At 71.3% G+C, this 23,628-nt stretch carries 23 protein-coding genes and 1 tRNA gene; 10 read left to right on the top strand and 14 right to left on the bottom strand.

Annotated features, from left to right (window positions below):
• Positions 1-259 precede the first annotated feature (259 nt).
• Both BJ982_RS13295 and BJ982_RS13290 read left to right on the top strand, forming a co-directional pair.
• Complete coding sequence (locus tag BJ982_RS13295) at positions 260-661, top strand: hypothetical protein (protein WP_184879999.1); 402 nt, start codon at positions 260-262, stop codon at positions 659-661.
• An 88-nt stretch (positions 662-749) separates the two neighbouring features.
• On the top strand, positions 750-941 hold the full coding sequence (locus BJ982_RS13290) for a hypothetical protein (RefSeq protein ID WP_184879997.1): 192 nt from the start codon (positions 750-752) through the stop codon (positions 939-941).
• A 47-nt stretch (positions 942-988) separates the two neighbouring features.
• Here the strand turns inward: BJ982_RS13290 and BJ982_RS13285 are convergent, their stop codons facing one another.
• The gene (locus BJ982_RS13285) at positions 989-2,575 is read right to left on the bottom strand and encodes a bifunctional 3'-5' exonuclease/DNA polymerase (protein ID WP_184879995.1); all 1,587 of its coding nucleotides are present in this window, start codon (positions 2,573-2,575) and stop codon (positions 989-991) included.
• A gap of 91 nt (positions 2,576-2,666) precedes the next feature.
• Between BJ982_RS13285 and BJ982_RS13280 the strand changes: the two genes are divergently transcribed.
• Entirely contained in the window at positions 2,667-3,500 is an 834-nt protein-coding gene (locus BJ982_RS13280; protein ID WP_203959491.1) for a UbiA family prenyltransferase, read from the top strand.
• Positions 3,501-3,548: 48 nt separating this feature from the next.
• Here the strand turns inward: BJ982_RS13280 and BJ982_RS13275 are convergent.
• From BJ982_RS13275 to BJ982_RS13255, 5 genes are all read right to left on the bottom strand, one after another.
• Positions 3,549-3,625 (bottom strand) — tRNA-Met (locus tag BJ982_RS13275).
• A gap of 92 nt (positions 3,626-3,717) precedes the next feature.
• Entirely contained in the window at positions 3,718-6,630 is a 2,913-nt protein-coding gene (locus tag BJ982_RS13270; RefSeq protein ID WP_184879993.1) for a UPF0182 family membrane protein, read from the bottom strand.
• Positions 6,631-6,917: 287 nt separating this feature from the next.
• Positions 6,918-7,961, bottom strand: a complete 1,044-nt coding sequence (locus BJ982_RS13265) for a YlbL family protein (RefSeq protein ID WP_184879990.1) — start codon at positions 7,959-7,961, stop codon at positions 6,918-6,920.
• A gap of 101 nt (positions 7,962-8,062) precedes the next feature.
• Positions 8,063-8,488 (bottom strand): molybdenum cofactor biosynthesis protein MoaE, encoded by a 426-nt coding sequence (locus tag BJ982_RS13260; protein ID WP_184879989.1) that lies wholly within the window; start codon positions 8,486-8,488, stop codon positions 8,063-8,065.
• A 45-nt stretch (positions 8,489-8,533) separates the two neighbouring features.
• Entirely contained in the window at positions 8,534-9,607 is a 1,074-nt protein-coding gene (locus tag BJ982_RS13255) for an NAD-dependent epimerase/dehydratase family protein (protein WP_184888793.1), read from the bottom strand.
• A 130-nt stretch (positions 9,608-9,737) separates the two neighbouring features.
• On the opposite strand from BJ982_RS13255, the gene BJ982_RS13250 reads away from it, so the two are divergent.
• The 3 genes from BJ982_RS13250 to BJ982_RS13240 all read left to right on the top strand — a co-directional run bounded on the left by BJ982_RS13250 (position 9,738) and on the right by BJ982_RS13240 (position 12,695).
• Positions 9,738-10,976, top strand: a complete 1,239-nt coding sequence (locus BJ982_RS13250; protein WP_184879987.1) for a zinc-dependent metalloprotease — start codon at positions 9,738-9,740, stop codon at positions 10,974-10,976.
• On the top strand, positions 10,973-11,557 hold the full coding sequence (locus tag BJ982_RS13245; protein ID WP_184879985.1) for an NUDIX hydrolase: 585 nt from the start codon (positions 10,973-10,975) through the stop codon (positions 11,555-11,557). The genes BJ982_RS13250 and BJ982_RS13245 overlap by 4 nt, the downstream gene beginning before the upstream one ends.
• Positions 11,558-11,684: 127 nt before the next feature.
• On the top strand, positions 11,685-12,695 hold the full coding sequence (locus tag BJ982_RS13240) for an endonuclease/exonuclease/phosphatase family protein (protein ID WP_239123757.1): 1,011 nt from the start codon (positions 11,685-11,687) through the stop codon (positions 12,693-12,695).
• Here the strand turns inward: BJ982_RS13240 and BJ982_RS13235 are convergent.
• Together BJ982_RS13235 and BJ982_RS13230 are read right to left on the bottom strand one after the other, a co-directional pair.
• Complete coding sequence (locus BJ982_RS13235; RefSeq protein WP_184879982.1) at positions 12,687-13,283, bottom strand: glycosyltransferase family protein; 597 nt, start codon at positions 13,281-13,283, stop codon at positions 12,687-12,689. The genes BJ982_RS13240 and BJ982_RS13235 overlap by 9 nt on opposite strands.
• A complete protein-coding gene (locus BJ982_RS13230; RefSeq protein ID WP_184879980.1) occupies positions 13,277-13,792 on the bottom strand; it encodes a M48 metallopeptidase family protein in 516 nt (171 codons plus the stop codon). The genes BJ982_RS13235 and BJ982_RS13230 overlap by 7 nt, the downstream gene beginning before the upstream one ends.
• Before the next feature lie 609 nt (positions 13,793-14,401).
• Here BJ982_RS13230 and BJ982_RS13225 point away from each other — a divergent pair.
• Together BJ982_RS13225 and BJ982_RS13220 are read left to right on the top strand one after the other, a co-directional pair.
• Positions 14,402-15,427, top strand: coding sequence for a ThiF family adenylyltransferase (locus BJ982_RS13225; protein ID WP_239123758.1), 1,026 nt, complete (start codon positions 14,402-14,404; stop codon positions 15,425-15,427).
• Positions 15,424-16,767 carry an ABC1 kinase family protein gene (locus BJ982_RS13220; protein ID WP_184879978.1) on the top strand — a complete coding sequence of 448 codons (1,344 nt, stop codon included), beginning with the start codon at positions 15,424-15,426 and terminating at the stop codon, positions 16,765-16,767. Before BJ982_RS13225 ends, BJ982_RS13220 begins: the two co-directional genes overlap by 4 nt.
• A 149-nt stretch (positions 16,768-16,916) precedes the next feature.
• On the opposite strand, the gene BJ982_RS13215 is transcribed toward BJ982_RS13220, so the two are convergent.
• The 6 genes from BJ982_RS13215 to BJ982_RS13190 form a co-directional block, all read right to left on the bottom strand.
• On the bottom strand, positions 16,917-17,600 hold the full coding sequence (locus tag BJ982_RS13215; RefSeq protein WP_239123759.1) for a DNA alkylation repair protein: 684 nt from the start codon (positions 17,598-17,600) through the stop codon (positions 16,917-16,919).
• 315 nt (positions 17,601-17,915) lie between these two features.
• Positions 17,916-18,110 (bottom strand): hypothetical protein, encoded by a 195-nt coding sequence (locus BJ982_RS13210; protein ID WP_184889971.1) that lies wholly within the window; start codon positions 18,108-18,110, stop codon positions 17,916-17,918.
• Positions 18,111-18,162: 52 nt separating this feature from the next.
• A complete protein-coding gene (locus BJ982_RS13205) occupies positions 18,163-18,432 on the bottom strand; it encodes a WhiB family transcriptional regulator (RefSeq protein ID WP_184612259.1) in 270 nt (89 codons plus the stop codon).
• A 125-nt stretch (positions 18,433-18,557) separates the two neighbouring features.
• Positions 18,558-18,965, bottom strand: coding sequence for a hypothetical protein (locus BJ982_RS13200; protein WP_184879976.1), 408 nt, complete (start codon positions 18,963-18,965; stop codon positions 18,558-18,560).
• Positions 18,966-19,016: 51 nt separating this feature from the next.
• On the bottom strand, positions 19,017-19,889 hold the full coding sequence (locus BJ982_RS13195) for an acyl-CoA thioesterase (protein WP_184879974.1): 873 nt from the start codon (positions 19,887-19,889) through the stop codon (positions 19,017-19,019).
• Positions 19,886-21,946 (bottom strand): ATP-dependent DNA helicase UvrD2, encoded by a 2,061-nt coding sequence (locus tag BJ982_RS13190; protein ID WP_184879972.1) that lies wholly within the window; start codon positions 21,944-21,946, stop codon positions 19,886-19,888. The genes BJ982_RS13195 and BJ982_RS13190 overlap by 4 nt, the downstream gene beginning before the upstream one ends.
• A 169-nt stretch (positions 21,947-22,115) precedes the next feature.
• Here BJ982_RS13190 and BJ982_RS13185 point away from each other — a divergent pair, with 169 nt between their 5' ends.
• A complete protein-coding gene (locus tag BJ982_RS13185) occupies positions 22,116-23,174 on the top strand; it encodes an alpha/beta hydrolase (RefSeq protein ID WP_239123760.1) in 1,059 nt (352 codons plus the stop codon).
• 137 nt (positions 23,175-23,311) lie between these two features.
• Positions 23,312-23,557, top strand: a complete 246-nt coding sequence (locus BJ982_RS13180) for a mycoredoxin (protein WP_184879970.1) — start codon at positions 23,312-23,314, stop codon at positions 23,555-23,557.
• Positions 23,558-23,628 lie beyond the last annotated feature (71 nt).

Here is a 23,628-nt window from a genome sequence, read left to right as displayed (position 1 = left end):
GTCCCTGAAGATTTTTTGGATCTTTCGGGGCCTGATCGCCGCCCAACGAGGGAAAACTCTAGCAGCATCCCAGGAGTGCCCGACGCCACTTTGATGGCAGGTAAACCTTTGACCCCTCTCAGCCATCCCAAATGCAGGCGATCCGCGCATGGGCAACCGGTCGGCAAGTCATCCGCAATCGCCAACCGTTACGAAGAGGGTGCGGGGCTCCGCATGCATCAACCCCGATGCCTGGAGCCCGCCCGTGGAGGTGGTCATCATGACGCGGTCGGAGTTCGACGACATCCGCGCTCACATCGCGGCCGAGGAGGGGGACTGCGACGATCTGCTGCAGCTCGCCCGCACCTTGCTGGACGATCTTGAGCAGGCGCGCCTGCGCGAAGCGACCCTTCGTGCCCGCTACTTGAACCTTCTCACCGCCGCCCGGGCGACCATGGCCTCGCAGGCGGTGGGTGACATCGATCCGCTGACGTTCCTGCGGCACGAGCTGGACAAGAGGGGGCAGCTCCCCTCCGGCGAAGAAGAGGTGTCGCGCATCCTCTCCGACGCCCGGACCGCGGAGTTGATGCTCGGCCTCTTCGAGGACAAGCCGCAGGCCCGTCCAAGGACCAGCGCGCGTCTGCGCCGGTGCGCCGGAGCCGGCCGCCGCCTGCCTCGCTGACGGGACCCGGTCAATCCGGTGGAGCCATCTCACGTGTCGAGATGACGGCTTTGCCGGGACATGAGGGTCGTCCTGGAAGACTTCCCGCATGTGGAAACGAGGGCTGAACTGGGCCGCCGTCACGCTGGTAGCCGTGTTCGGCCTTCTCTGGCTGGGCGTGGTGGTGTTCGCCGCCACGAGCACCTCCGGATGGTTGCGGATCGTTCAGGCCGTCTTCAGCGTCTCCCTGGTCGGGTGGGCGATCAGGAAGTCGACGCTGCTGATCAGGGCCACGACCTGAGCCTTCCGCACCCGGAGCGTTCGCGGCGCCCGGTGACCTCCCGAACCTCACTTGGCGTCCGCGTAGCAGGAGACCGCGACGGCCTGCATGGGGATGCGCACGGGCGTCTCGCCGAACAGGAGGCGGGTGGCTTGCTCGGCCGCCCGGGTGACGGCCGCGGAGACCTCTTCGGCGAGCTCTCGCGGGCAGTGCACCATGACCTCGTCGTGCTGGAAGAAGACCAGTCTGGCGGGGTCGGGCAGCAGCCCGCGCAGCAGCGCCATGAGCGTGAGCGCCCATTCGGCCGCGGTGGCCTGGACGACGAAATTGCGGGTGAAGCGGCCACGGTCGCGCGCGGCCCTGGCGCCCTCGGGCCCGGAGACGAGGGCCAGCCATCGGGCGGACGGTGGCGGGCTGGTGCGGCCGAGCCAGGAGCGGACGAGGCGGCCGTCCTCCCCCGCCTTGGCGGCGTCCTCGACGAAGGCGTAGGCGCGGGGGAAGCGCTGGCGCATCATGGCGAGCAGCTTGGGGGCGTCGCCGCTCGTGCCGCCGTACATCGCGGAGAGCATGGCGATCTTGGCGTTCTCGCGGGCGCCGCCGAACGCCTGGGCCAGGGCGGTGTAGAGGTCGATCTCGCCGGCCGCGCGCGCGAAACCGCGGTCGCCGGCCATGGCGGCGAGCACGCGGGGTTCGAGCTGGGCGGCGTCCGCCACGACCAGGCGCCACCCCTCGTCGGCGACGACCACGCGGCGCATGACCTTGGGAATCTGCAGGGCGCCTCCCCCGCTGGTGGCCCAGCGGCCGGACACGACACCGGCGACGACGTACTCGGGTCGGAACCGGTCGCCGCGCACCCATTGGTGGGCCCAGGCCCAGCCGTGGAAGCTGTGCAGCCGGACGAGCTCCTTGTACGCCAGGAGGGGCGCGACCGCGGGGTGGTCGACCTGTTTGAGCTCGTGGGAGCGGGTCGAGGCGACGCTGACGCCGGCGGATTTGAACGCTTTGAGTATCTGTTGCGGGGAGTCGGGGTTGACGGTGACGCCGAAGGCGGCGGAGATCTGGTCGGCGAGAGCCTGGAGCTTGGCGGGGCGCATGCCGTGGACGGGGCGGGGGCCGAGCAACTCGGTGAGGAGCCGGTCGTGGACGTCCTCGCGCCAGGGCATGCCCTCGTGGCTCATCTCGGCGGCGATGAGGGCGCCCGCGGACTCGGCGGCGACGAGGAGGCGGAAGCGGGCCGGGTCGAGGGTGGCCTCGATTCTCTTCAGCTGATCCTCGTAGATCTCGACCGGGTCGATCGCGGGAGGCTCGGGCTCGAAGAGGGTGTCCTGGACGGCGTGGGCGCCGGACGTGTCGTCGGGGACCGGGAGGCCGTGCAGCCGGGCGTACGCGGCCTCGGCGGATCTGGGCTCGCCGTAGCGGCCCTCGTGGGCGAGCAGGAGGGCCTCGGTGAGCGTGAGGTCGTGGCAGCGGGCCAGGCGCAGGCCCTTGGCGAGCAGGCCGGGGTAGACGGCGCGGGTGTCGGCCCAGACCCAGCGGGGCCGGGCGGAGCGCTCCAGATCGGTCATGGCGCGCGCGAGATCGTCGACGCGCCTGAGCTCGGCTCCCATGGGTCGCAGGACGCCGCCGGCCGCGTCCGCCGTCACCGCGATCCGCATATCCGCACGATATCCGAGCGGTCCGACAGTCTTTCGCTCATGGGTTCGAGTCCCGGCGGCGACCGTGTGATCGTTGCGCGGACGCGGGTGCGTGGACGAGTCTGATCACATGCTCGCGCTGATGAAGGCATGCCATCCGGGCCCCACGCTCGTCGTCACGGCGGCGGGGTGCGCGCTCGCGATCGTGGTCGGCAGGGGGGGCGCGGGGACGCTGGTGGTGGGGGCCGCCGTGCTCGCCGGGCAGTTGTCGATCGGGTGGAGCAACGACTGGATCGACCGCGTCCGGGACCGCGCCTCGCTGCGGGCCGACAAGCCGCTCGCCGACGGATCGGTGGCGCCGCGGACGGTGGCGCTGGCGGCGTTCGCGGCCCTGGCGCTGTGCGTGCCGCTGTCCCTGGCGGCGGGCGTCCTGGCCGGGGTGGTGCATCTGGTCGCGGTGGCGTGCGGGTGGGCGTACAACCTGCGGCTGAAGAGGAGTGGATTGTCGCCGTTGCCGTTCGCGGTGGCGTTCGGGCTGCTGCCCGCGTTCGTGACGCTGGGCCTGCCGGACCGGCCGTGGCCGGCGTGGTGGGCGCCGGTGGCGGGCGCGCTGCTGGGCATGGGCGCGCACTTCACCAACGTCATCCCCGACCTGGACGACGATCTCGGCCAGGGGGTGCGCGGGCTGCCGCACCGTCTCGGGCCCGCGGCTGCCAGGGTGGGGGCGGCGACGCTGCTGGTGGCGGCCTCGGTGGTGATCGCGCTGGCGCCCGAGGACCGGGGCGGCGCGATCACGGTGGCCGGTCTGGTGGCCGTGGGGGTGGCGCTGGCGGGCGGGCTGATCGCGGCACGCCGGTCGGTACGGCAGGCCGCGCTCGCGGTGACGGTCGCGGTGGCCCTGATCGACATGGTGATGTTCGTGGCGCAGGGCGGGAGCCTGGTCTGAAGGCCGGGAACACGACGAAGGCCCGGTCCTGATGGACCGGGCCTTCCTTGGTAGCGGGGGCAGGATTTGAACCTGCGACCTCTGGGTTATGAGCCCAGCGAGCTACCGAGCTGCTCCACCCCGCGTCGGCTTGCACAACAGAGCCTATCGGCAGGGAACAGCGGAGGCAAATCACGGCGCCCGGGCCGGCGGAGGCTCCGCCGGCCCGGGCCGCTCGTTAGGACCCGGACTTCGTCGGGGTCGGCGTGGGCGTCGCGGTGGGCGCGGCCGCCGCCGACGAGGTCGGTGTGGGCGTCGGCGAGGATGTGGGCGCCGGAGACGCCTGCTGCTTGCCGAGGGTCGACTGGAGGTCCTTCAGGGCCTGGGCGAGCCGTTTCTGCGCCTCGCCGTAGGCGGCGAAGTCGCCGTTCTTGAGGGCGGCCTGGCCGTCGTCGTACGCCTTCTGGACGTTGTCGTACGCCTTCATGGCGTCCGTCGGGACCCCGGACGGCTGGTTGGGGGTCTGCTGGTTCGGGGTGGTCGGGACCTGTTGCCCGGCGCCGAAGACCTGGTCCAGCGCGTCCTTGAGCGTGCCGCCGATGCCGACGTCCGAGCCGAACATGACGAGCACCCGGAACAGGGTGGGATAGCGGGCGGAGTTCTCGTCCTTCGGCTGGACGTAGACCGGCTGGACGTACAGCAGGCCGCCGCCGAACGGCAGCGTGAGCAGGTTGCCGTTCACGGTCTCCGTGGTGCCACCGATGCGCAGGTCGTTCAGGACGCTCGCGGCCTTGGTGTCGAAAGCGTTCTGCGCCTGTTTGGGGCCCTGGATGGTGGTCTCGCTCGGCAGTTGCAGGACGCGGATCTTCGCGTCCGGCCCGCCGGTCGCGTCCACCGCCATGAACGCCGCCAGGTTGTCCCGGTTGTTCGGCACCATCGTGGTCGTGAGCGAGAAGCGCGGAGTGGTGTCGTTCGGCATCTTCATCGTCACGTAGTACGGGGCCTGCTTGACCCTCGACCGGGGGGACGGGTCCTCCGGCACCTTCCAGAAGTCCTGGCCGCCGTAGAAGGCGTTGGCGTCGGTGACGTGGTAGTTGCCGAGCAGGTCGCGCTGCACCTTGAAAAGGTCCTCGGGGTAGCGCAGGTGGGCCATCAGCTCGGTGTCGATCTTCGACTTCGGCTGGATCACGCCGGGGAACGCCTTCTGCCAGGTGCGCAGCAGGGGGTCGGTGTCGTCCCAGGCGTACAGCGTGACCGTGCCGTCGTAGGCGTCGACCGTGGCCTTGACCGAGTTGCGGATGTAGTTGATGTGGTCGCGCGGCTGCTGCGGCGTGAGCTGGCGCTCGGTGGAGGTGTCGCGGGTCATCTCGCCGAAGCTGCGCCGCTCGGCGTAGGGGTAGCTGTCCGACATGGTGTAGCCGTCCACGATCCACACGACGCGCCCGCCGACGATCGCCGGGTACGGGTCGCCGTCCAGGGTGAGGAACGGGGCGACCTGCTCGACGCGCTGGCGCGGGGCGCGGTTGTAGAGGATGCGGGACTTGTCGTTGATGTCGGACGACAGGAGCAGGTTGGTCTCGCTGTACTTGGCGGCGTAGAGCAGGCGGGTGAAGAAGTTGCCGATCGGGACGCCGCCCTTGCCGGTGTAGGTGGTGTTGACCTGCCCGCTGCCCTGCCCGCCGGCGGTCTGCTCGGGGAAGTCGAGCTCCATCTTCTTGTCGCCGCCGACGATCGAGTACTGCGGGGAGTGCTCGCCGAAGTAGATGCGCGGCTCGAAGTCGCCGAGGCCCTTGGTGGGCGGGATGTCCTTCACGAGGAAGTCCGGCTTGCCCTGGGCGTCGGTCTTGCTTCCCTGGCCGGCGACGAAGCCGAAGCCGTGGGTGTAGACGAGGTGCTCGTTGATCCAGTTGCGGTCCGGCGGGGTGCCGATCTCGCGGACGGCGACCACCGTGTCACGGGACACGCCGTCGATGGTGTAGCGGTCGACGTCGAGCTGGTCGGGGAACTGGTAGTAGCCCTTGATCTGCTGGAGTTGCTCGTAGGTGGGCGGCAGCACGGTCGGGTCGAGCAGGCGCACGCCGGGGATGGTGGCGACCTCGCTCTGCAGTTCCTGCTGGGTGCCCTGCGTCTTGGCGCTGTACGGCGTGACCTCGGTGGTGGCTATGCCGTAGGCGTCCCGGGTCGCCTTGATGTTGCGGGCGATGTAGTCGTGCTCTTTGCTCTGCTGGTTCGGCTTGACCTGGAACTGCTCGACCAGCGCGGGGTAGACGCCGCCGACCAGGACGGCCGAGAGCACGAGGAGGCCGAAGCCCACGCCCGGCAGCATGCCGCCCGGGCGGAAGACGCCCGCGAAGAAGAGCAGGGCGCAGATGAGCGCGATGATCGCGAGGATGCTCTTGGCGGGGAGCACGGCGTTGACGTCGGTGTAGGAGGCGCCGAACACCTTGCCCCGGTCGGAGAACACCAGGCCGAAGCGGTCGACGAAGTAGGCGACGGCCTTGAGCAGGACGAACAGGCCGACCAGGACCGACAGGTGGACGCGGGCCGCGCGGGTGGCGTGCACGCCGGGCGACTGGAGGCGGAAGCCGCCGTACAGGTAGTGGACGATCGCGGAGACGACGACCGAGATGATGACCGCGGTGAACAGGAAGTTCAGCAGGACCCGGATGAAGGGGTAGGTGAACATGAAGAACGAGACGTCCATGCCGAACTCGGGGTCGGTCCTGCCGAACGGCGTCGCGTTCACGAAGAGTAGCCAGGTCTTCCACTGGCCCGCGGTCGAGGAGCCGGTGAACAGGGCGAGGACCGCCATGCCGGCGATGAAGATCAGCTTGCGGTGGGGGTCGAGGGCGGCGCGGTAGCGGTCCGCCCCCTGCGAGGGGCCGCCGCCGAACATGCCCATGCCGAACAGGGGGCGCGAGCGGTAGGCGATGACCATGTTGCCGCCGACGATGACGGCCATGATGAGGGCGCCGATGACGAACAACAGGATCTGGGTGATCACCGTGGTGGAGAAGACCGAGGTGTAGCCGACGGAGTCGTACCACAGCCAGTCGGTGAAGAAGCCGGCGAACACGAAGAACAAGATCACGATCGCGATCAGTGTGATCGCGACGGGAATGAGAAGCCGCGGCCGGCGGGGCAATCGCATCGCCCGACCCGCGCCGGGGTTCCGGAAGGTCAAGGCCCACCCCTAGGTTTCACGAGTAACGGTCCGTGTCTGGCAACCTACACCGGTGACGGCGCGGTCACGCTTGGAGCCCTGAGCGCGTCCTGGCCACGATGTGTGCCCGGGACGTGGCGGAACAGGACTCGCAGAAGCCTTGGCGCACGCGCGCGCCGGCCAGAGGCGGCGCGCGCGTACACGTGGCCCAACGGCTCGCGCGCGCGGCTGGTTCCCCGCGCGCGGCCGGGTAGAGGAAGATCGTCGGGTCGCGCTCAACGGACCTGGCAGCCCGGCACCGGCCCGGAGCCGGTGCGCAGCGCGTCGATCGCCTGGACGGCGTCGTGCATGGTGCCCACCTTCACCAGGCGCAGGCCCTTGGGCACGGCCTGGACGGCGTCGGCGCAGTTGTCGGCGGGGGTCAGGAAGACCGTGGCGCCGGAGTCGCGGGCGCCGATCATCTTCTGCTGGATGCCGCCGATCGGGCCGACCTTGCCGTCCGGCGTGATCGTGCCGGTGCCGGCGATCGCCTTGCCCCCGGTGAGCGCGCCGGGGGTGAGCTTGTCGTAGATGCCGAGCGAGAACATGAGGCCGGCGCTCGGGCCGCCGACGTCCCCCACGTTGACGTTCACGGTGAAGGGGAACTTGAACTGGGTCCCCATGATCATGCCGACGATGGGGCCGTCCTTGCCGGCGACCGTGGGGATGCGCAGGGTGGAGCTCTTGCCGTCCCGGACGATGCCGAACTCCACCTCTTCGCCCGGCTTGTGCTTGCGCACCCCGGCGGAGACGTCGTCGATGGTGCGGACGGAGGTGCCGTTCACGCTGGTGATCTCGTCGCCGGCGCGGAGCCTGCCGTCGGCGGGCTTGCCCTTCTGGGTGGAGGCGACGGCGACGATGACCTTGATGGGGATCTTGAGCTCGTTGAGCGCCGCGGCGGTGGCGTCCTGCTGGGAGGTGCTCATCTCCTGGGTGTTCTGCTGCTCGACCTCTTTGACCGTCACGGTCTTGGGGAAGATGGTCTCCTCGGGGACGACCGCCACGTCGGGGTCCATCCAGCCGCGCAGGGCGGTGAGCAGGTCGATGCGCGCGCCGGGGCCACCCTGGTAGGCGACGGTGACGAGGCTGAGCTTGCCGGACGTCGGGTAGGTCTCGCGGCCGGAGATCGTGATCACCGGCTTGCCCTTGACGTCGCCGAGGGTGTTCTCGGTCGGGCCGGGGCTGAGCGCGACGTAGGGCACGGGGAGCAGCGCGCCGGCGCCGCCCAGCAGCAGCGTGAGGACGCCCGCCACCATCAACGTCAGACCTCGTCGGGACATGGTGGAAACTCTATGCGCTCACCGCGACCACCCTGGCGCGGACACACGCGGACGCACATAGGGCGGACATCCAGGTCATCGCAGGCGTCCGCGCGCGGGGATCAGTCGCAGGCGCCGACCCATTCGGCGGACCCGTCGGTGAAGCGCTGGTGCTTCCAGATCGGCACCTCGGCCTTGAGGTCGTCGATGAGGCGCCGGGACGCCTCGAACGCCTCGCCCCGGTGCGGCGCGGCCACGGCGACGATCACCGCGATGTCGCCGAGCGCCAGGTCTCCGACGCGGTGGACGGCGGCCAGGGCCGTCACCCGGTGGTCGGCGGCGACCTTCTCGGCGACGCGGCGCAGGGCGTCGAGAGCCGAGGGGTGCGCGGAGTAGGACAGCAGGGTGACGGGCCTGCCGTGGTCGTGGTCACGCACGGTGCCGACGAAGAGCGTGGTGCCGCCGGCCGCGTGGTCACCGACGGCGGCGAGCACCTCGTCCACGGACAGCGGCGTCTCACGAACGTCGAGCAAACGGATCACGTCCACGCCACGAGGGTACCCCGGCCCCTTCGGACGGGCGGGGGACCCCCGTCAGCCGCGCCGCTTGCGGCGGGCCCTGCGGACGATGGCCGCGGTGCCGATGACGGCGACGGTGGCGCCGGCCGCGGTGATCGTGGCCTCCTTGCCGGACAGGCGGCGCCCGACGACGGCGTGCCGGCCCTCGCCGAGTTCGAGGAGCTGCTGCAGGGCGGCCTCGTTGGTCCAGGCCGGCTTCCACCCGGCGGCGCGCAGCGAGGCGCAGTCGACCACCCACGGGTAGACGACGTAGTGGAGGTCGGTGGCGGGGGCGGGGGTGATGCCGAGCCGGTGCAGGCGCTGGGCGGTGCCGAAGGTGACCCCGGCGGGCAGCTCGAACCGGCGCAGCCCGGAGATCTCTTCGACCTGCTCCATCTCCAGCCATCCGTCGCCGCCGACGGTGACCACGCCGGAGACCAGGCCGAGCGCGGCCATTTCGAGCGCTGAGACCAGGTCGTCCACGTGGCAGAACTGCCAGCGGGGCTCTGATCCCTTGACGGTGAGCAGGCGCGGCGCCTCGAAGTGGCGGGTGACCACGGTGTCGATGCCGGGGCCGACCACGGCGGCGGGCCGCAGCACGGTGACCTCCAGGCCGGGGTGGCTGCGCAGGGCCCGCCGGACGAGGGCCTCGATCTCCAGATGGTCGCCGACGACGCCGGAGTCGGGCTCGGCGGCGACGGGGGCGTCCTCGGGCAGCGGCACCGCGTTGTCGGGCGCCGCGCCGTACACCATGGCGCTGGTGACGAGCACGACACGCCGGACGCGGGCGGCGGCGGAGGCGGTGAGCACGGTCTGGGCGGCGCGCAGGTTGTAGGCGCGGCGCTCGCCGGGGTCGGAGTCGAGGCTGTAGTCGGTGGCGAGATGCACCAGGACGTCCACGTCGGAGATGCGGTTCGCCAAGAGCGGATCTCGGACGTCGAGGACCCGCCACGTGACGTCAGGGACGTCGCCCCGCTGGTCGTCGATCGCCACCACGCGGCGGAAATCCGCAGACGAGGCGACCCGGGAGAGGAATTCTCTCCCCAGCCCCGAGGCCGCGCCGGTGACGGCGACGACCGGTGGCCGGAGGCGTTTCGAGGTAGGCACCAGGTCCTCACTTTGCACTGATCCGCCCTGCGACGGATAACGTGGCGGATGTGGACTCCTCCATCCTGCACGAGGTAGAGCAGTGACTGACCAGCCAGGTCGCGAAAACGACCCCAATGAGAATCCCTTCGCGATGTTCGGCGATCCGGAGCAGATGGCCGCGGCCATGAGGCAGTTCGCCGACATGCTCTCGGCCCCGCAGGGGTCGGGGCCGGTCAACTGGGACATGGCCAAGAACATCGCGCGTCACGCCGTGGTGGCGGAGGGCGATCCGAGCGTCATGGAAGGCGAGCGCCGCCAGATCGTGGACGCGCTGCGCCTGGCCGACCTCTGGCTGAACGAGGTGACCGCGCTTCCAAGTGGCCTGGACGGCCCCGAGGCGTGGAGCCGTTCGGAGTGGATCGAGAAGACCGTCCCGGTATGGAAACGGCTGTGCGACCCGATCGCGGCGCGCATGGTCGAGACCATGGGCGGCACGCTCGGCAGCCTCGGCGGCGGTGCTGAGGCCCAGGCGATGGCCGCCCAGCTCGGCCCGCTGATGGGCATGATGCGCCAGATGGGCGGCATGATGGTCGGCAGCCAGATCGGCCAGGCCCTCGGCACCCTCGCACCCGAGGTGATCGGCTCCTCCGACATCGGGCTGCCGCTGTCGGAGACCGCGGCGCTGCTGCCGGGCGGCATCGCCGCCTTCAGCCACGGCCTGGAGATCTCGTCCGAGGAGATCCGGCTGTACCTGGCGCTGAGGGAGGCGGCGCACCACCGCCTGTTCCAGCACGTCCCGTGGCTGCGCACGCAGCTGTTCGGCGCGGTCGAAGAGTACGCCAAGGGCATCACCGTGGACACCTCCGCGCTGGAGGAGCAGATCCGCGGGCTGGACGTCAGCAACATGGAACAGCTCCAGGAGGCGCTGAGCGGGAGTGCCCTGCTCAAGCCAGAGGAGACCGAGCGGCAGAAGGCCGCGCTGGCACGGCTGGAGACCCTGCTGGCCCTGGTGGAGGGCTGGGTCGGCACGGTCACCGACGCCGCCGCCGAGGGCAAGCTGCCGTCGGTCGCCGCGCTCTCGGAGACCGTGCGCAGGCGCCGCGCGACCGGCGGCCCCGCCGAACGCACCTTCGCCACCCTGGTGGGCCTGGAACTGCGCCCGCGCCGGCTGCGCGAGGCCGCCGCGCTGTGGCAGGCCCTGGCCGCCGACCGCGGCGTGGACGGGCGCGACGCGGTGTGGTCCCACCCCGACCTGATGCCCACGGCCGCCGACCTCGACGACCCTCAGGCCTTCGTCCGGGGCGAGACCCGGTTCGACCTGTCGGACCTTGAGGAGGGCAAGCCGGACGACGAGCCCGGCTCCGGCCCGAAGGCGCCCGGGGACGCATGACGCTGCGCGAGGACGCCCGTGCCGCGCTGGCGCGGTGGACGGCGCCCACCCCGGCCGAGGAGGCCCTCCGGCTGGAGTTCCTGGAGCACGTGGACGCGCACGAGGACGCGATGTGGCGCTCGTGCGCGCCGGGCCACCTGACGGCGACCACGGCGGTGCTGTCGCACGACGGCGCCAAGGTGCTGCTCACGCTGCACCCCAAGGCCGGCATGTGGCTGCCCATGGGCGGGCACTGCGAGGCGACGGACGCCACGCTGGAGGCCGTCGCGCTGCGGGAGGCCGTGGAGGAGTCCGGCATCTCAGGGGTCAGGCTCCTGCCGGGGCCGCTCGCGCTGGACCGCCACCGGGTGTGGTGCCACTCCCCCTACAGCTGGCACCTGGACGTCGAGTACGGGGCGGTCGCGCCGCCGGGGGCCGAGTACGTGATCAGCGCGGAGTCGCTGGAGCTGCGGTGGGTGCCGGTGGACGACATCCCCGAGCCGACCGACGAGGCGACCCGCCGGCTGGCCAGGCGCGCGCGTGCCCTGCTGCCGGACCTCCCGCCCCTCGCCTCGGAAACCGCCCCTCACGACACCGTCTGACCACGGTGTTTTCCCGATCACACCCATCGCTGTCGCGGCGCTGTCTTCACGCGGTCCATACATCGGCTGGATAGGGTCGCGGGAGAGGACCCGCACCCGGGGTCCCGCATCGACGTCCGGGGGATTGGTGGACACCACGACCGATACATCGGTGGGCGGCGTCATCGTCACCCCGTCCCGCACACCATGGCGCCGCAGGCGCGTGCCCGGCGCGCTGGCCTGGGTGGCGGTGACGCCGTTCGCTGCCTGGGCGGTGTGGCGGCTGGCCGGCCTGGAACGTGGATCGTTCCCGGCCCAGATCATGACCGCCACCCCGTACGCGGCGGCGGGCTCGCTGCTGCCGCTCCTGCTGGCGCTGCTGTCCCGCCGCAGGGCCGTGACCGCCGTCGCGGTCGCGGCGAGCGCCGCCCTCGGCCTCAGCGTCCTTCCGCGGGCGTTCGGGGAGACCACGCCCTCGGGGCGCCCTTTCACGATGCTGACGGCCAACCTGTTCTTCGGGCACGGCGACGCCGCCACCGTGGTCGATCTCGTGCGGCGGCACCGCCCCGACGTGCTGAACACCCAGGAGCTCACGCCCGCGGCGGTCGCCGACCTCGACGCGGCCGGGCTGAAGGAGCTGATGCCGTACCGGGTGCTGGAGGACGAGTGGAGCGCCGCCGGCAGCGGCATCTTCTCCAGCCACCCGATCAGCAGGCTCGACGGGCTGTTCCAGGTCATCGGGCACAACATGCCCGCGGCGCGGCTGGACCTGCCCGGCGGGCCGTCGCTGGAGATCGTGGACGTGCACACGCTGCCTCCGCTGGGGCGGCAGGTCGCGCAGTGGACCGACGGGCTGCGCGCGCTGCCATCCGGGCCCGCCTCGGGGCCGCTGCGCGTCCTCGCGGGCGACTTCAACGCGAGCCTGGACCACGCCGAGATGCGCAAGCTCGTCGCGCGCGGCTACCGGGACGCGGGGGACGCCACGGGCGGCGGGCTGACGCCGACGTGGCCGGCGAACAAGCGCCTGCCGCCGCTGATCACCATCGACCACGTGCTCGCCGACCACCGCGTGGGCTTTCGCGCCTACAAGGTGTTCGACGTGCCGGGCACCGACCACCGGGCCGTGCTGGCCGAGCTGACGCTGCCCGTCTCAGGCTGAGGGACGGCCCGCGCTCAGCAGCAGGCGGGTGTTCTCCCAGCCTTCGAGGCCGGGGTCGAGCCTGGCCAGGTCGCCGGGGACGCGCAGGCGGTGCCAGCCGGGGCCGGTGGCGACCATGCGCCGCCCGGGGGCTTGGGCGCGCAGGCGCGCGACCACGTCGGGGTCGTCGAGCCCGGCCGTGGCCCAGTCCGGGTACGGCAGGCGGGCGGCGATCGCCACCGCGCCGCCGCCCTCGGCGGGGCAGACCGCGATCGGGGCCCGGCCGAGCTCGCGGAACAGCTTGCCGATGAGCAGCGGGGGAAGGTCGGGCGCGTCCGCGCTGACCACCACCGCCTCCTCGCCGTAGGGGCGCAGGGCGGCGAAGGCGCCGGCGACGTCGGGGGCGGAGAGCACCTTGGTGCCCGGCCAGGCGATCTCCTCCAGCCCGTCGACGCCGGCGGCGACGATCACGGGCTCGACCAGGTCGAGCCCGGCGACGATCTCGTAGGTGTCCTCGGCCACGGCGAACAGGAACTCGCGCGGGTCCACTCCCGGGGGCGCCCCCGCGCCCGCCTGCGGCGTGACCAGGACGGCCGCCAGCCTCAACACTCCTCCACCGAGCCGTTGGCCGCCATGGAGAACCCTTCCAGGAAGCCGCGCGCCCGCTCCGCCTTCGGGTAGCGCTCCACCAGGGCCCAGAAGCGCGGGCCGTGGTTCGGCACGATCAGGTGGGCCAGCTCGTGCATGATGACATAGTCGACGACCCAGGCGGGCATGCCGCGGAGTCGCGTCGAGAGGCGGATCGTGCCATGATCGGGAGTACATGAGCCCCAGCGGTGCCGTTGGTTCTCGGCCCAGCGCACGCTCGTGGGTGACGCGTTGTCGCCCAGGTAGCGCAAGGCAAGCTCGCGGGCGCGTTCGAGCAGGTCGTCGTCGCTCGGGCGCCTGCGCTGCTCTTTGGCCTTGAGCCGGTCGAGCATGCGGCGCACCCACTGCTCTTCGTCGGTGCTGCTCAGCCCCGCGGGCAGGAGCACGACGGTCTTGTCGCCATCGCGATATGCGGAAACGGTTCGCCGTCGGCGTGCACTCCGGCGTACCTCGACTGTCTCGGGGGGCACATATGCACGGTAGCCGAGAGTGCCGCGATTCCACAGGGGGTGAATCACGTTTTCCCTGGTCAATCCGCGTTCGCTTAATGTTCAGGTATCACGTCGGTCACACCGTCATCACGCCGGAGACGCGGTGCCCGGTGCCGTCGCCTCTGTGTCCACGGGGAAAACCGCCCTTTCAAGATCGAGCACGCGGCGCCGCGCCCGTGTTCGCTGAAGGCGATCAGCGGTCCCCAGCTCGGGGCGCCCTTCGTCCGGGTTGATCCGGCTCTGGCCGACGCCACGCCGCATGGTTATCCACAGGCGGTGGACGATCACGCCCGGACTCCGCACCGATCTGCCAGGCTCCCGCCCATGACCTCCCACACGTCCGACGGTCCCCACCAGTCCAACGGTACCCACGGGCCCGATGCTCCCCGTCGGTCCGATGCTCCTTGTCCGCAGGACGCCTCCGGTACGCTCCAGGCTCCCCGTCCGCCGGGCGCCTGCGCGCCACCCGACGGCCCCTGTCCGCCCGGTGCGTCCGGGCCGCCCGCCAACCCGGAGCGGCCCGCGTGGGAGCCGCTGCGTCCGCGGCTCAAGCCGGCGTTGCGGCGCCTGCCGCGTGACGACCGCACGTTGCAGCTTGGAGTCCATCCGATACGCGCGGTCGTACTCGCCGACCTCGACCCGCGCATGCGCGGGTTCGTCGAGAGCCTCGACGGCACGCGCACGCTCGACGAGCTGATCGCGGGCAGCGGTCTCGACGAGGCGACGGTCCGGGCGGTGGTGCGGCTGCTGGCCGGGCGCGGGCTGCTGGACGACGCCGCCACGCGGCCCGAGCCGTTGCGGGGCATGTCCACCGCCGAGCGCGACCGGCTCGGCCCCGACCTCGACGCGCTGTCCTTGTCGCCCGCCGACGCCGGGGACGGCGGGCTCGCCGCTCTCGAACGCCGCCGCCGCGCGCATATCCGGGTCTACGGCGCGGGCCGGGTCGGCGCGCAGGTCGTCGCCCTGCTCGCCGCGTCGGGGATCGGCCATCTGTGCGTCGTCGACCCCGAGCGGACGCGAGAGGAGGACGTCGTGCCGGGCGGGCTGTCGTTCGCCGAGGTCGGCCTCACCCGGCAGGAGGCCGCGGTGGCCGTCGCGCGCCGGGTGGCACCGAGCGTCAACGCCTGGACCGGCCGCACGGCCTCGCAGTTGTCGGACGGCGCCCGCCGGCCCGACCTGGTGGTGCTGGCCCCGGTGGGCCCGCTCGACGAGCTGCTCCCCCGCGAGCTGGTCTCGCTCGGCATTCCCCACCTGCTGGTCACGGCCGGCGAGGGGGTCGGCTCGGTGGGCCCGCTGGTGCTGCCCGGGCGCACCTCGTGCCTGCGCTGCCTCGACCTCGCGCGCCGCGACCGCGACCCGGCGTGGCCCATGGTCGGGGCTGGACTGGGCGGCTTTCCCGCGGGTGAGATCGCCTGCGCGAGCGTGCTGTCAACGCTGGTCGCGGCCCAGGCCGCGGCCTATGTTCTGGGTTCTGTCGACGGCGCGGAGCCCGATGTGACGAACAGCACAGTCGACGTATTGCCTGATTGGCATTGGAAAAAACGAAGCTGGACCCCTCATCCGCAATGTCGTTGTAGTCGAAACGACTTGGGAGCGCTAACAATGGTCGCGTGAGTGACTTCCCCCAACATGCCGTGACGCGTTCCGCCAAGCTGGCGACGCTCCCTTTGGGGTTCGCCGGCCGCACCGCCCTCGGGCTGGGCAAACGGATCGGCGGGAAGAGCGCCGAGATCGTCGCCCAAGAGATCCAGCAGCGCACCTCCGAGCAGATCTTCAAGGTCCTCGGAGAGCTCAAGGGCGGCGCGATGAAGCTCGGGCAGGCACTCTCGATCTTCGAGGCGGCGCTGCCGCCCGAGATCGCCGGCCCCTACCGCGCGACGCTGACCAAGCTTCAGGACGCGGCTCCGCCGCTGCCGGCGTCGGCCGTCCACGCCGTGCTCACCGAGCAGCTCGGCGACGGCTGGCGCGCGTACTTCAAGGAGTTCGACGACACCCCGGCCGCCGCGGCGTCGATCGGCCAGGTGCACCGCGCCGTCTGGCAGGACGGCCGCCAGGTGGCCGTCAAGATCCAGTATCCGGGGGCGGGGAAGGCGCTGCTGTCCGACTTCAACCAGCTCGCCCGGCTGGGCAAGCTTTTCGGCGCGCTGCTGCCGGGCCTGGACATCAAGGCCGTGCTCGGCGAGCTGCGCGAACGCCTGGCCGAAGAGCTCGACTACCTGCGCGAGGCCGAGGCGCAGCACGGGTTCGCCACCGCCTACCACGACGACCCCGACGTCTTCGTGCCGGACGTCATCGCGGCCAACGAGCAGATCCTGGTCTCCGAGTGGATGGAGGGCACCCCGCTCTCCAAGATCATCTCTGGGGGCACCAAGGAGCAGCGCGACCACGCGGGGCTGCTGTTCGTGCGCTTCCTGTTCAGCTCCCCCGCCCGCGCGGGCATGCTGCACGCCGACCCTCACCCGGGCAACTTCCGCGTCCTGCCCGACGGCCGGCTCGGCGTGCTGGACTTCGGCGCCGTGAACCGCCTGCCGGACGGCTACCCCGATGTCTTCGGCACGATCACCCGCATCTTCATCAGTGGCGACATGAAGAGCGTGGTCCAGGGCCTGAGGGACGAGGGGTTCATCCGCCCGCACATCAAGGTGGACGAGGAGGCCCTGCGGGGGTTCCTCGCCCCGTACGTCGAGCCGACGCGGGTGGAAGAGTTCACCTTCAGCAGGGAGTGGCTGCAGCGGCAGATGGCCGCGGTGACCGACCTGCGCCCGAACAACGTCGTGCGCCAGCTCAACCTCCCGCCGTCCTACGTGCTGATCCACCGGGTGCACGCGGCGGGCATCGGCGTGCTGTGCCAGCTCGGCACGACGGCCCGCTTCCGCGACGAAATGATGCGCTGGGTCCCCGGCTTCGCCGACGAGAACCCCAACGACCCACCCACAGCCATCGCCGCCTCCTGACCCGTCCCCCGCCGACCTTCAGACCACACCGCCTCCGCCGTCCGCCCATACCCGCACACCCCACCGGGTGGCGCATGATGCCCATGGCGCCCCACGCCAAGCCACACGGCCGTGCGACTGCCGCGCTGACCTCGCTAGCGTTGAGTCGCCTAAGCGGTGACCGTCTTGTCCTGTTGTCGGCGGACCATTTCGGTGATCCAGATCGGGGCGAAGGGGGACGTGCAGCCGGGGGAGGTCGGGTAGTTCTTGAGCACCTCTAGGCGTTCGCCTATCGCCATTGCGCGGGGGCGGTGGTCGGGGTGGTCGATGCCGATTTGGGCTAGGCAGTGGTTCATCGCCCACTGGAGGCGGTCGGGGGCGCTTTTCATCTCCGCCTCGATGACGTCGAGCAGTTCTGCCAGGTCGAGGCCGTCGGGCTTCTTCGTCACGCGTTCGGTGGTCAGTGCCCAGCCGGCGCTCGCGACCACCGGGTCCGGATCGGCGGACCAGGCCTGGCGCAGCTCTTCGGCGTGCGGGCTCTTCTTCACCACGTAGTTCACGAGCCAGTCGTGCACCTTGGGTGTGCGCGCCTCGCGCACCATGCCGTCCAGTTCGTCACGCGTGAACGCCTTCGGGCGGCAGATCAGGAGCGCCAGTAGTCTCGCCGCGCTGTCGTCCGTCGCCCAGAGCCGGCGCGCGAGGTCCTGCTGGGTCTTCAGCCGCTTCGCGAGCGCGCGCAGCTCGCCGAGATTCACACCGTGATCGTCACCGTGTCTCTCGTTCACCTCGCGCGTCTTCGGGTCCGCGAGCCGGGCCAGCTCGGCCATCACCTCGGCCACCATCGTCTCGGTCACCCCTGGCCTCCTGTCCGTCACGTGACGCTCAGCCTACGAGGAAGCCGGCCTCCTGTCCTCCACGCCGGATCGGGGACCACGACGCCCGAACGGCGCGGTGGGCTACGACGAGCACAATTCCGCGGTCTTCTTCGGGAAGGGTTCGGCCACCTTGACGGGGCGCGGAATGTGGCAGTGCGATGCCGAAGGGGCGACCCGGAGATCCGGATCGCCCCTTCGAATGTGATCACTGCAATCAAGGCCTGGAAGTTCATTACCGGCGTGCGGCCGGTGGGGGACGGCGGCGTCCTTTTCGCCGCGTCACCCCGCCGGACGTCACGCCATGCGGGCGAGAACCTGGTGGAGACGCGTGGACGCGCGCTCGACCTTGCGGCGGGCCTTGCGCAGACGCTGTACGTGGCTGACGAGCCGTTGCGACTCCGCCTCCCGGTGCAGCGTTCGTATTCGGTCAAACACCAGTTCTTCATACATATACGGCATCTCGGCGCCCCAGGCTCGCGTGGAGTTCATCAGTCCGGTTCCTTTCGGAGAATTTCAGCGGTCTACGGATTTATCGGCTAACTCAGGCAGCGACCGGAGTCTTACGCGGGCGACCCCGGGGCCTCTTCCTCGGGACGACGGTTCCGCGGAGAACCAGCTCGCCGCCCCAGACACCCCACGGCTCCTCGCGCTCCAGCGCACGGTCGAGGCAGGGCTTCCGGATGGGGCACCCTCCACAGAGGGCCTTGGCGAACTCGACGTCCTCAGGGGACTCGGCGAACCACAGGTCGGGGTCGGTACGACACGGGATATCGGCTTCGTCGACCAGGTCCATGGTCGTCGTTACCGCCATCTGCGTCACCTTTCTGCTGGATGTTCGGTTTGTCGGTTACCTCATCGGCGGTGATCGGCGGCGGAAAAACAAGAAGGCCGCGGATCCTGGATGCGGATCCGCGGCCTGGAGGGCTTCTCAGCCGGTCAGGTAGTGACCGGCTGGGGCCTCCAGGATGGCGGACCCTGCTCCCCACCATTGGCGGGGCTCGTGGTCTGCGGGTCGCCGGCCTCAGGACCGAAAACGGCCGGGAGATCGGCAACCGTGGCGGCGGTGCGGCGGTAGGCGAAGGCGCCCATGCCACGCTCGGCCTGGACGCGGGCAGACTGCTCCTGCCGGAGTTTCGCCACGGACCGCGCTTCGAGGACGAGCACCTCAGGCGCGGTGGGAGCGACGAAATGGCCGACCCGCGTGGCCGAAGCCGACGCGTCGACATGCAGGGAAGCGGCCCGCGGCAAGGCGGACATCGGCATCGAGATCAGCTTCACTGGGGTCACCTCCCAATCGAGTGTGTTGACGGCGGCCGACACGGATCGTCCGATCGGCTTGTGCATGACTCTAAACGTGGATCACGGAACCGGGCAACATATTTTCTACCTGCGATTTCACGGATTCGAGACACGGATCATGCACTCTTGCACGACCGAGACCGCGAGCTCTCCCGAAGGCGTGAACATCTGTCCCCGGGCGAGCCCGCGAGCGCCGCCCGACCACGGCGACTCCTGGTCGTACAGCACCCAGTCGTCCACGCGGAGCGGGCGGTGGAACCACATGGCGTGGTCCAGGGAGGCGCCGCTGACGTTCGAGGCGCCCCACGCCAGGCCGTGGGCGAGCAGGACGGTGTCGACCAGCGTGTAGTCGGAGACGTAGGCGGCGAGCACGACGTGCAGCAGAGGGTCGTCCGGCAGGTCGGCGTCGTAACGGAACCACACCCGCGTCTCCGAGCCCCGCAGGGACGGGTCGCCGACCGCCTCCCAGGTGAGGGGCGTGACGTACCGGGCGTCGACCGGGCGCGGCCGCGCCAGCCAGTCGCGCCAGGGGTGGGTGTCGCCGACCAGGTCACGCATGCGGTCCTGGAAGAGCGGCAGCGTCTCGGGGTCCGGCACCTCGGGCATCACGGCGGCCTGGTGCGCGACGCCGTCCTCGGCGATGTGGAAGGAGGCGGACATCGTGAAGATGGCCTTGCCGTGCTGGATCGCCACCACCCGCCGCGTGGTGAACGACCGTCCGTCGCGCACGCGCTCGACGTTGTAGACGATGGGCACGGCCGGGTCGCCGGGCCGGATGAAGTAGGCGTGCAAGGAGTGCACGGAACGCTCGGCGGGCACCGTGCGGCCCGCCGCGACCAGGGCCTGGGCGGCGACCTGCCCGCCGAAGACCCTCTGGATGCGCTCCTCCGGGCTGCGGCCCCGGAAGATGTCCCGCTCGATCTGCTCCAGGTCGAGCAGGTCGAGCACCTCCTTGAGCGCCTCGTTCACGTGACTCCCCCTCCGCGACAGATGTCCAGCACCGCTTCCCCGTACCGCTCCACCTTGACGCGGCCGATGCCGGCGATGGCGAGCAGGTCCTCCTCTGTGGTGGGCACCCGCTCGGCCATTGCCTGCAGCGTAACGTCGGTGAATACGACATATGACGGCATCTTCGCCGCTTTCGCCACTGAGGAACGCCAGGTCTTGAGGCGTTCGAGCAGTTCCTGGTCGTACTCGGCGGGGCAGGTCGCGCAGCGGCCCAGCTTCTGCTCGGTCGCGGAGGTCAGGGTCTTGGCGCAGACCCGGCAGTGCATCGGCGCCGGGATCCGCGCGACGCCCGCGCGCCGTTCGCGCGGGGAGGCGGCCGGGCGCGCCGGGGCCGTCCCGGTCAGGCCGTCCAGGAAGCGGGACGGTTTGCGCGACTTGCGGCCGCCCGGCGACCGGGCGAGCGCCCACGACAGGTGCAGGTGCACGCGCGCCCGGGTGACGCCCACGTAGAGCAGGCGGCGTTCCTCTTCGAGCTGCTCGGACGTCTCGGCGTAGACGATCGGCAGGGTGCCGTCGACGAGGCCGGCGAGGAAGACCGCGTCCCATTCGAGGCCCTTGGCGGCGTGCAGGGACGCCAGCGTGACGCCCTCCACGGGCGGGGCGTGCTGCTCGGTGGCGCGGCGCTCCAGCTCGTCGACGAAGCGCCGGAGGTCGCCGCCCTCGGCCGCGATGTCCTCGGCCAGGTCGGCCAGCGCCTTGAGCGACTCCCACTTCTCCCGCGCGGTGCCCCCGCCGGGCGGCTCGGGGGTGAGACCGAGGCCGGAGAGGATGTCGTGGACGGCACGGGCGAGCGGCTCGTCCCCGCCGGCCGAGCGCGCGGCGCCGCGCAGCAGCACCACCGCCTGGCGCACCTCGGGCCGCTCGAAGAACCTCTCGGCGCCGCGCAGCAGGTACGGCACGCCCGCGTCGGCGAACGCCCGCTCGTACGCCTCGGACTGGGCGTTGATCCGGAACAGCACCGCGATCTCGCGGGCGGGCACCCCCTGGGCGATCAGGTCCTTGGCCCGCCGGGCGACCAGCGCGGCCTCGGCCTGCTCGTCGTCGCACTCGGCGAAGACGGGCCTCGGGCCGTCCGGGCGCTGGGCGACCAGCTCCATGCGGTGGGGGGTGCGGGCCTTGGCGAGCACGCCGTTGGCCAGGCCGACGACCTGCGGCGTGGAGCGGTAGTCGCGGACGAGCCTGATGACCGCGGCCGAGGGGTGCTCGACGGGGAAGTTGGTGAGGTAGCGCGCGGTGGCGCCGCTGAAGGAGTAGATCGTCTGGTTCGGGTCGCCGACCACGCACACGTCGTCGCGCCCGCCGAGCCAGGTGTCGAGCAGGAGCTTCTGCAGCGGGTTGACGTCCTGGTACTCGTCCACGACGAAGTAGCGGTACTGGGCGCGGATCTGGTTGGCCACCTCGGCGTGCTCGGCCATCACCGCGGCGGTGAGCTCCAGGATGGTCTCGAAGTCGACCAGGTGGCGCGCGCGGCGCAGCGACTCGTACGCCTCGTAGAGCCGGGCGACCTCGTCGGGGGGGATGGGCGGCGTGCGGCCGGCCTTGGCGGCGAGGGCGGGGTAGTCCTCGGGGGCGACCTGGGTGACCTTGGCCCACTCGACCTCGGCCGCGATGTCGCGCAGCTCGCCCCGGTCGGAGCCGCGCCGCAGCTCGCGCGCCGCCTCCATGAGCAGGGGGAGCTTGGACTCGATCACGCGGGGCGGGTCCCCGCCGATGACGCGCGGCCAGAAGTAGGTGAGCTGGCGCAGCGCGGCGGCGTGGAACGTGCGGGCCTGGACGCCCTGGACGCCGAGGGAGCGCAGGCGCTGCTTCAGTTCCCCCGCCGCGCGAGTGGTGAAGGTCACGGCGAGCACGCTGCGCGCGTCCACCACGCCGGTCGCGACGGCGTGCGCGACGCGGTGGGTGATCGCGCGGGTCTTGCCGGTGCCCGCGCCCGCGAGCACGCACACCGGGCCCCGGACGGCCTCGGCCACCTGGCGTTGTTCCGGGTCGAGCCCGGCGAGGACGTCCTCGCGCTCCAAGGGGACCTCCTGGCGTGCGGTGCGGACAGGGTGCTGGCATCATCCTTCCAGCAGCGCGCCGCGTGCGTCGCCCCGCCCACGGGGAAGGTGCGGTCGGGAGCGCAGAACGTGCGCAACCCGGCCACTGTGCCCCACAATGGGGCCATGATCTCGGGGAAGGGATGAACCTGTGAGAAGTACGGTGACGGTGGGCGCGCTCGCTCTGGCCGCCGTCCTCCTCGCCCCCGCCGTCGCGGCGTCCGCGGCGCCGACGCCGTCGGCCACGCCTTCCCCGGCGCCCACGGCCAGTTCCACGGCGAGCCCGCCCACGGAGCCCGACCCCTTGGCGTCCACGATCAAGCGCACCTACTCCTACGGCCGCAAGGCGCGCCAGCGCATGGACGTGTGGTGGGAGCCGGGCGCCGGGCGCAGGCCCGCGGTCTTCATCCTGCACGGCGGCTGGTGGAGCAGCGGGGACAAGAAGTACATGACGGCCGTCAGCCGCTCGTACGCCGCGCTCGGCTACACCGTCTTCAACCTCAACTACCGGCTCTCGACGGAGGCCGCCTGGCCGGCGCAGCGCACCGACACGCTGGCGGCCATCACGCTGGCGCGCAAGCACGCCGACTTCTTCTCCTTCGACCCCGACCGCTACGTCGTGCTCGGCTTCTCGGCGGGCGGCCACATCGCGACCGCCGTCGGCACCTACCGGGACGGCGTGCCGGGGCTGCGCGGGGTGGTCGGCGTCTCGCCGGTGGTCTCGCCGCTGACGGCGTACTCCGACGGGGACGAGGGGGCCGACTACGACCAGCGCAAGCTGCGCAGGTCCGCGATCGCGCTGGCGGGCGGGTGCCGTCCGACGGGACGGTGCGCGCAGGTCTGGTCGAGCATGGAGGTCCCCTGGCACGCGAGCGCGCACGACGCGCCCGTGCTCAGCGTGCACTCGGCCGACGAGTTCGTGCCCGCCTACCAGAGCGAGCTTCTCAAGGAGGAGCTCGCGCAGGTGGGCGTGCCCATGGAGATCCGCGTGCAGCCGGGCTGGTACCACAGCAGCCCGCTGTACAGGGAGCCGGGCGTGGCGGAGTACGTCCAGGAGTGGATCGCGGGCCGTCTGGCCACGTCCGCCTCGGGGCAGGGCGCCTCGCGTCCGTCCCGGACGTCTCGCGGCGCCGCTCGGACGGCCCGGACGGACGCCCGTGAGGCGTCGTCCTCGTACCGGATCACCGCGCGCACGCCCGTTCTGCACTAGAGAGGCCGGGCGAAGGTAACGCCGTGCGGAGGGGTCCGGGCGGCGGTGTGGCGCGGGCCAGGGAACACGAGCGATGCTCACCGTGTTGCGCTGTATTGGCCGAACGCCACTCTGGGGACGTGAAGGGAAATCACGCTATGGCGCTTAAGGTGTACACCACCAGCTGGTGCGGACCGTGCAAGCGGCTGAAGAGCCAGCTCACGCGCGAGGGCATCGCCTACCAGGAGATCAACATCGAGACCGATCCCTCGGCCGCGAAGTTCGTCGAGAGCGTCAACGGCGGCAACCAGCTCGTTCCCACCGTGGTGCTGGAGGACGGCACCGCCCTGGCCAACCCGTCGGTGATGCACCTCAAGGGCCTGCTCGCGCGCTCCGGCGCCTGACGTCCAAGGACCGCGGACCGGCGGCGGGGACGCGTTCCCCGGCCGCCGGTTCTCCTGTGCGGGGCCTCCGC

Source organism: Sphaerisporangium siamense (assembly GCF_014205275.1).
GTDB classification, from domain to species: Bacteria; Actinomycetota; Actinomycetes; order Streptosporangiales; family Streptosporangiaceae; genus Sphaerisporangium; species Sphaerisporangium siamense.
Note: the sequence above shows the minus strand (reverse complement) of the source record. Positions and strands in the feature narration are given on the sequence as shown.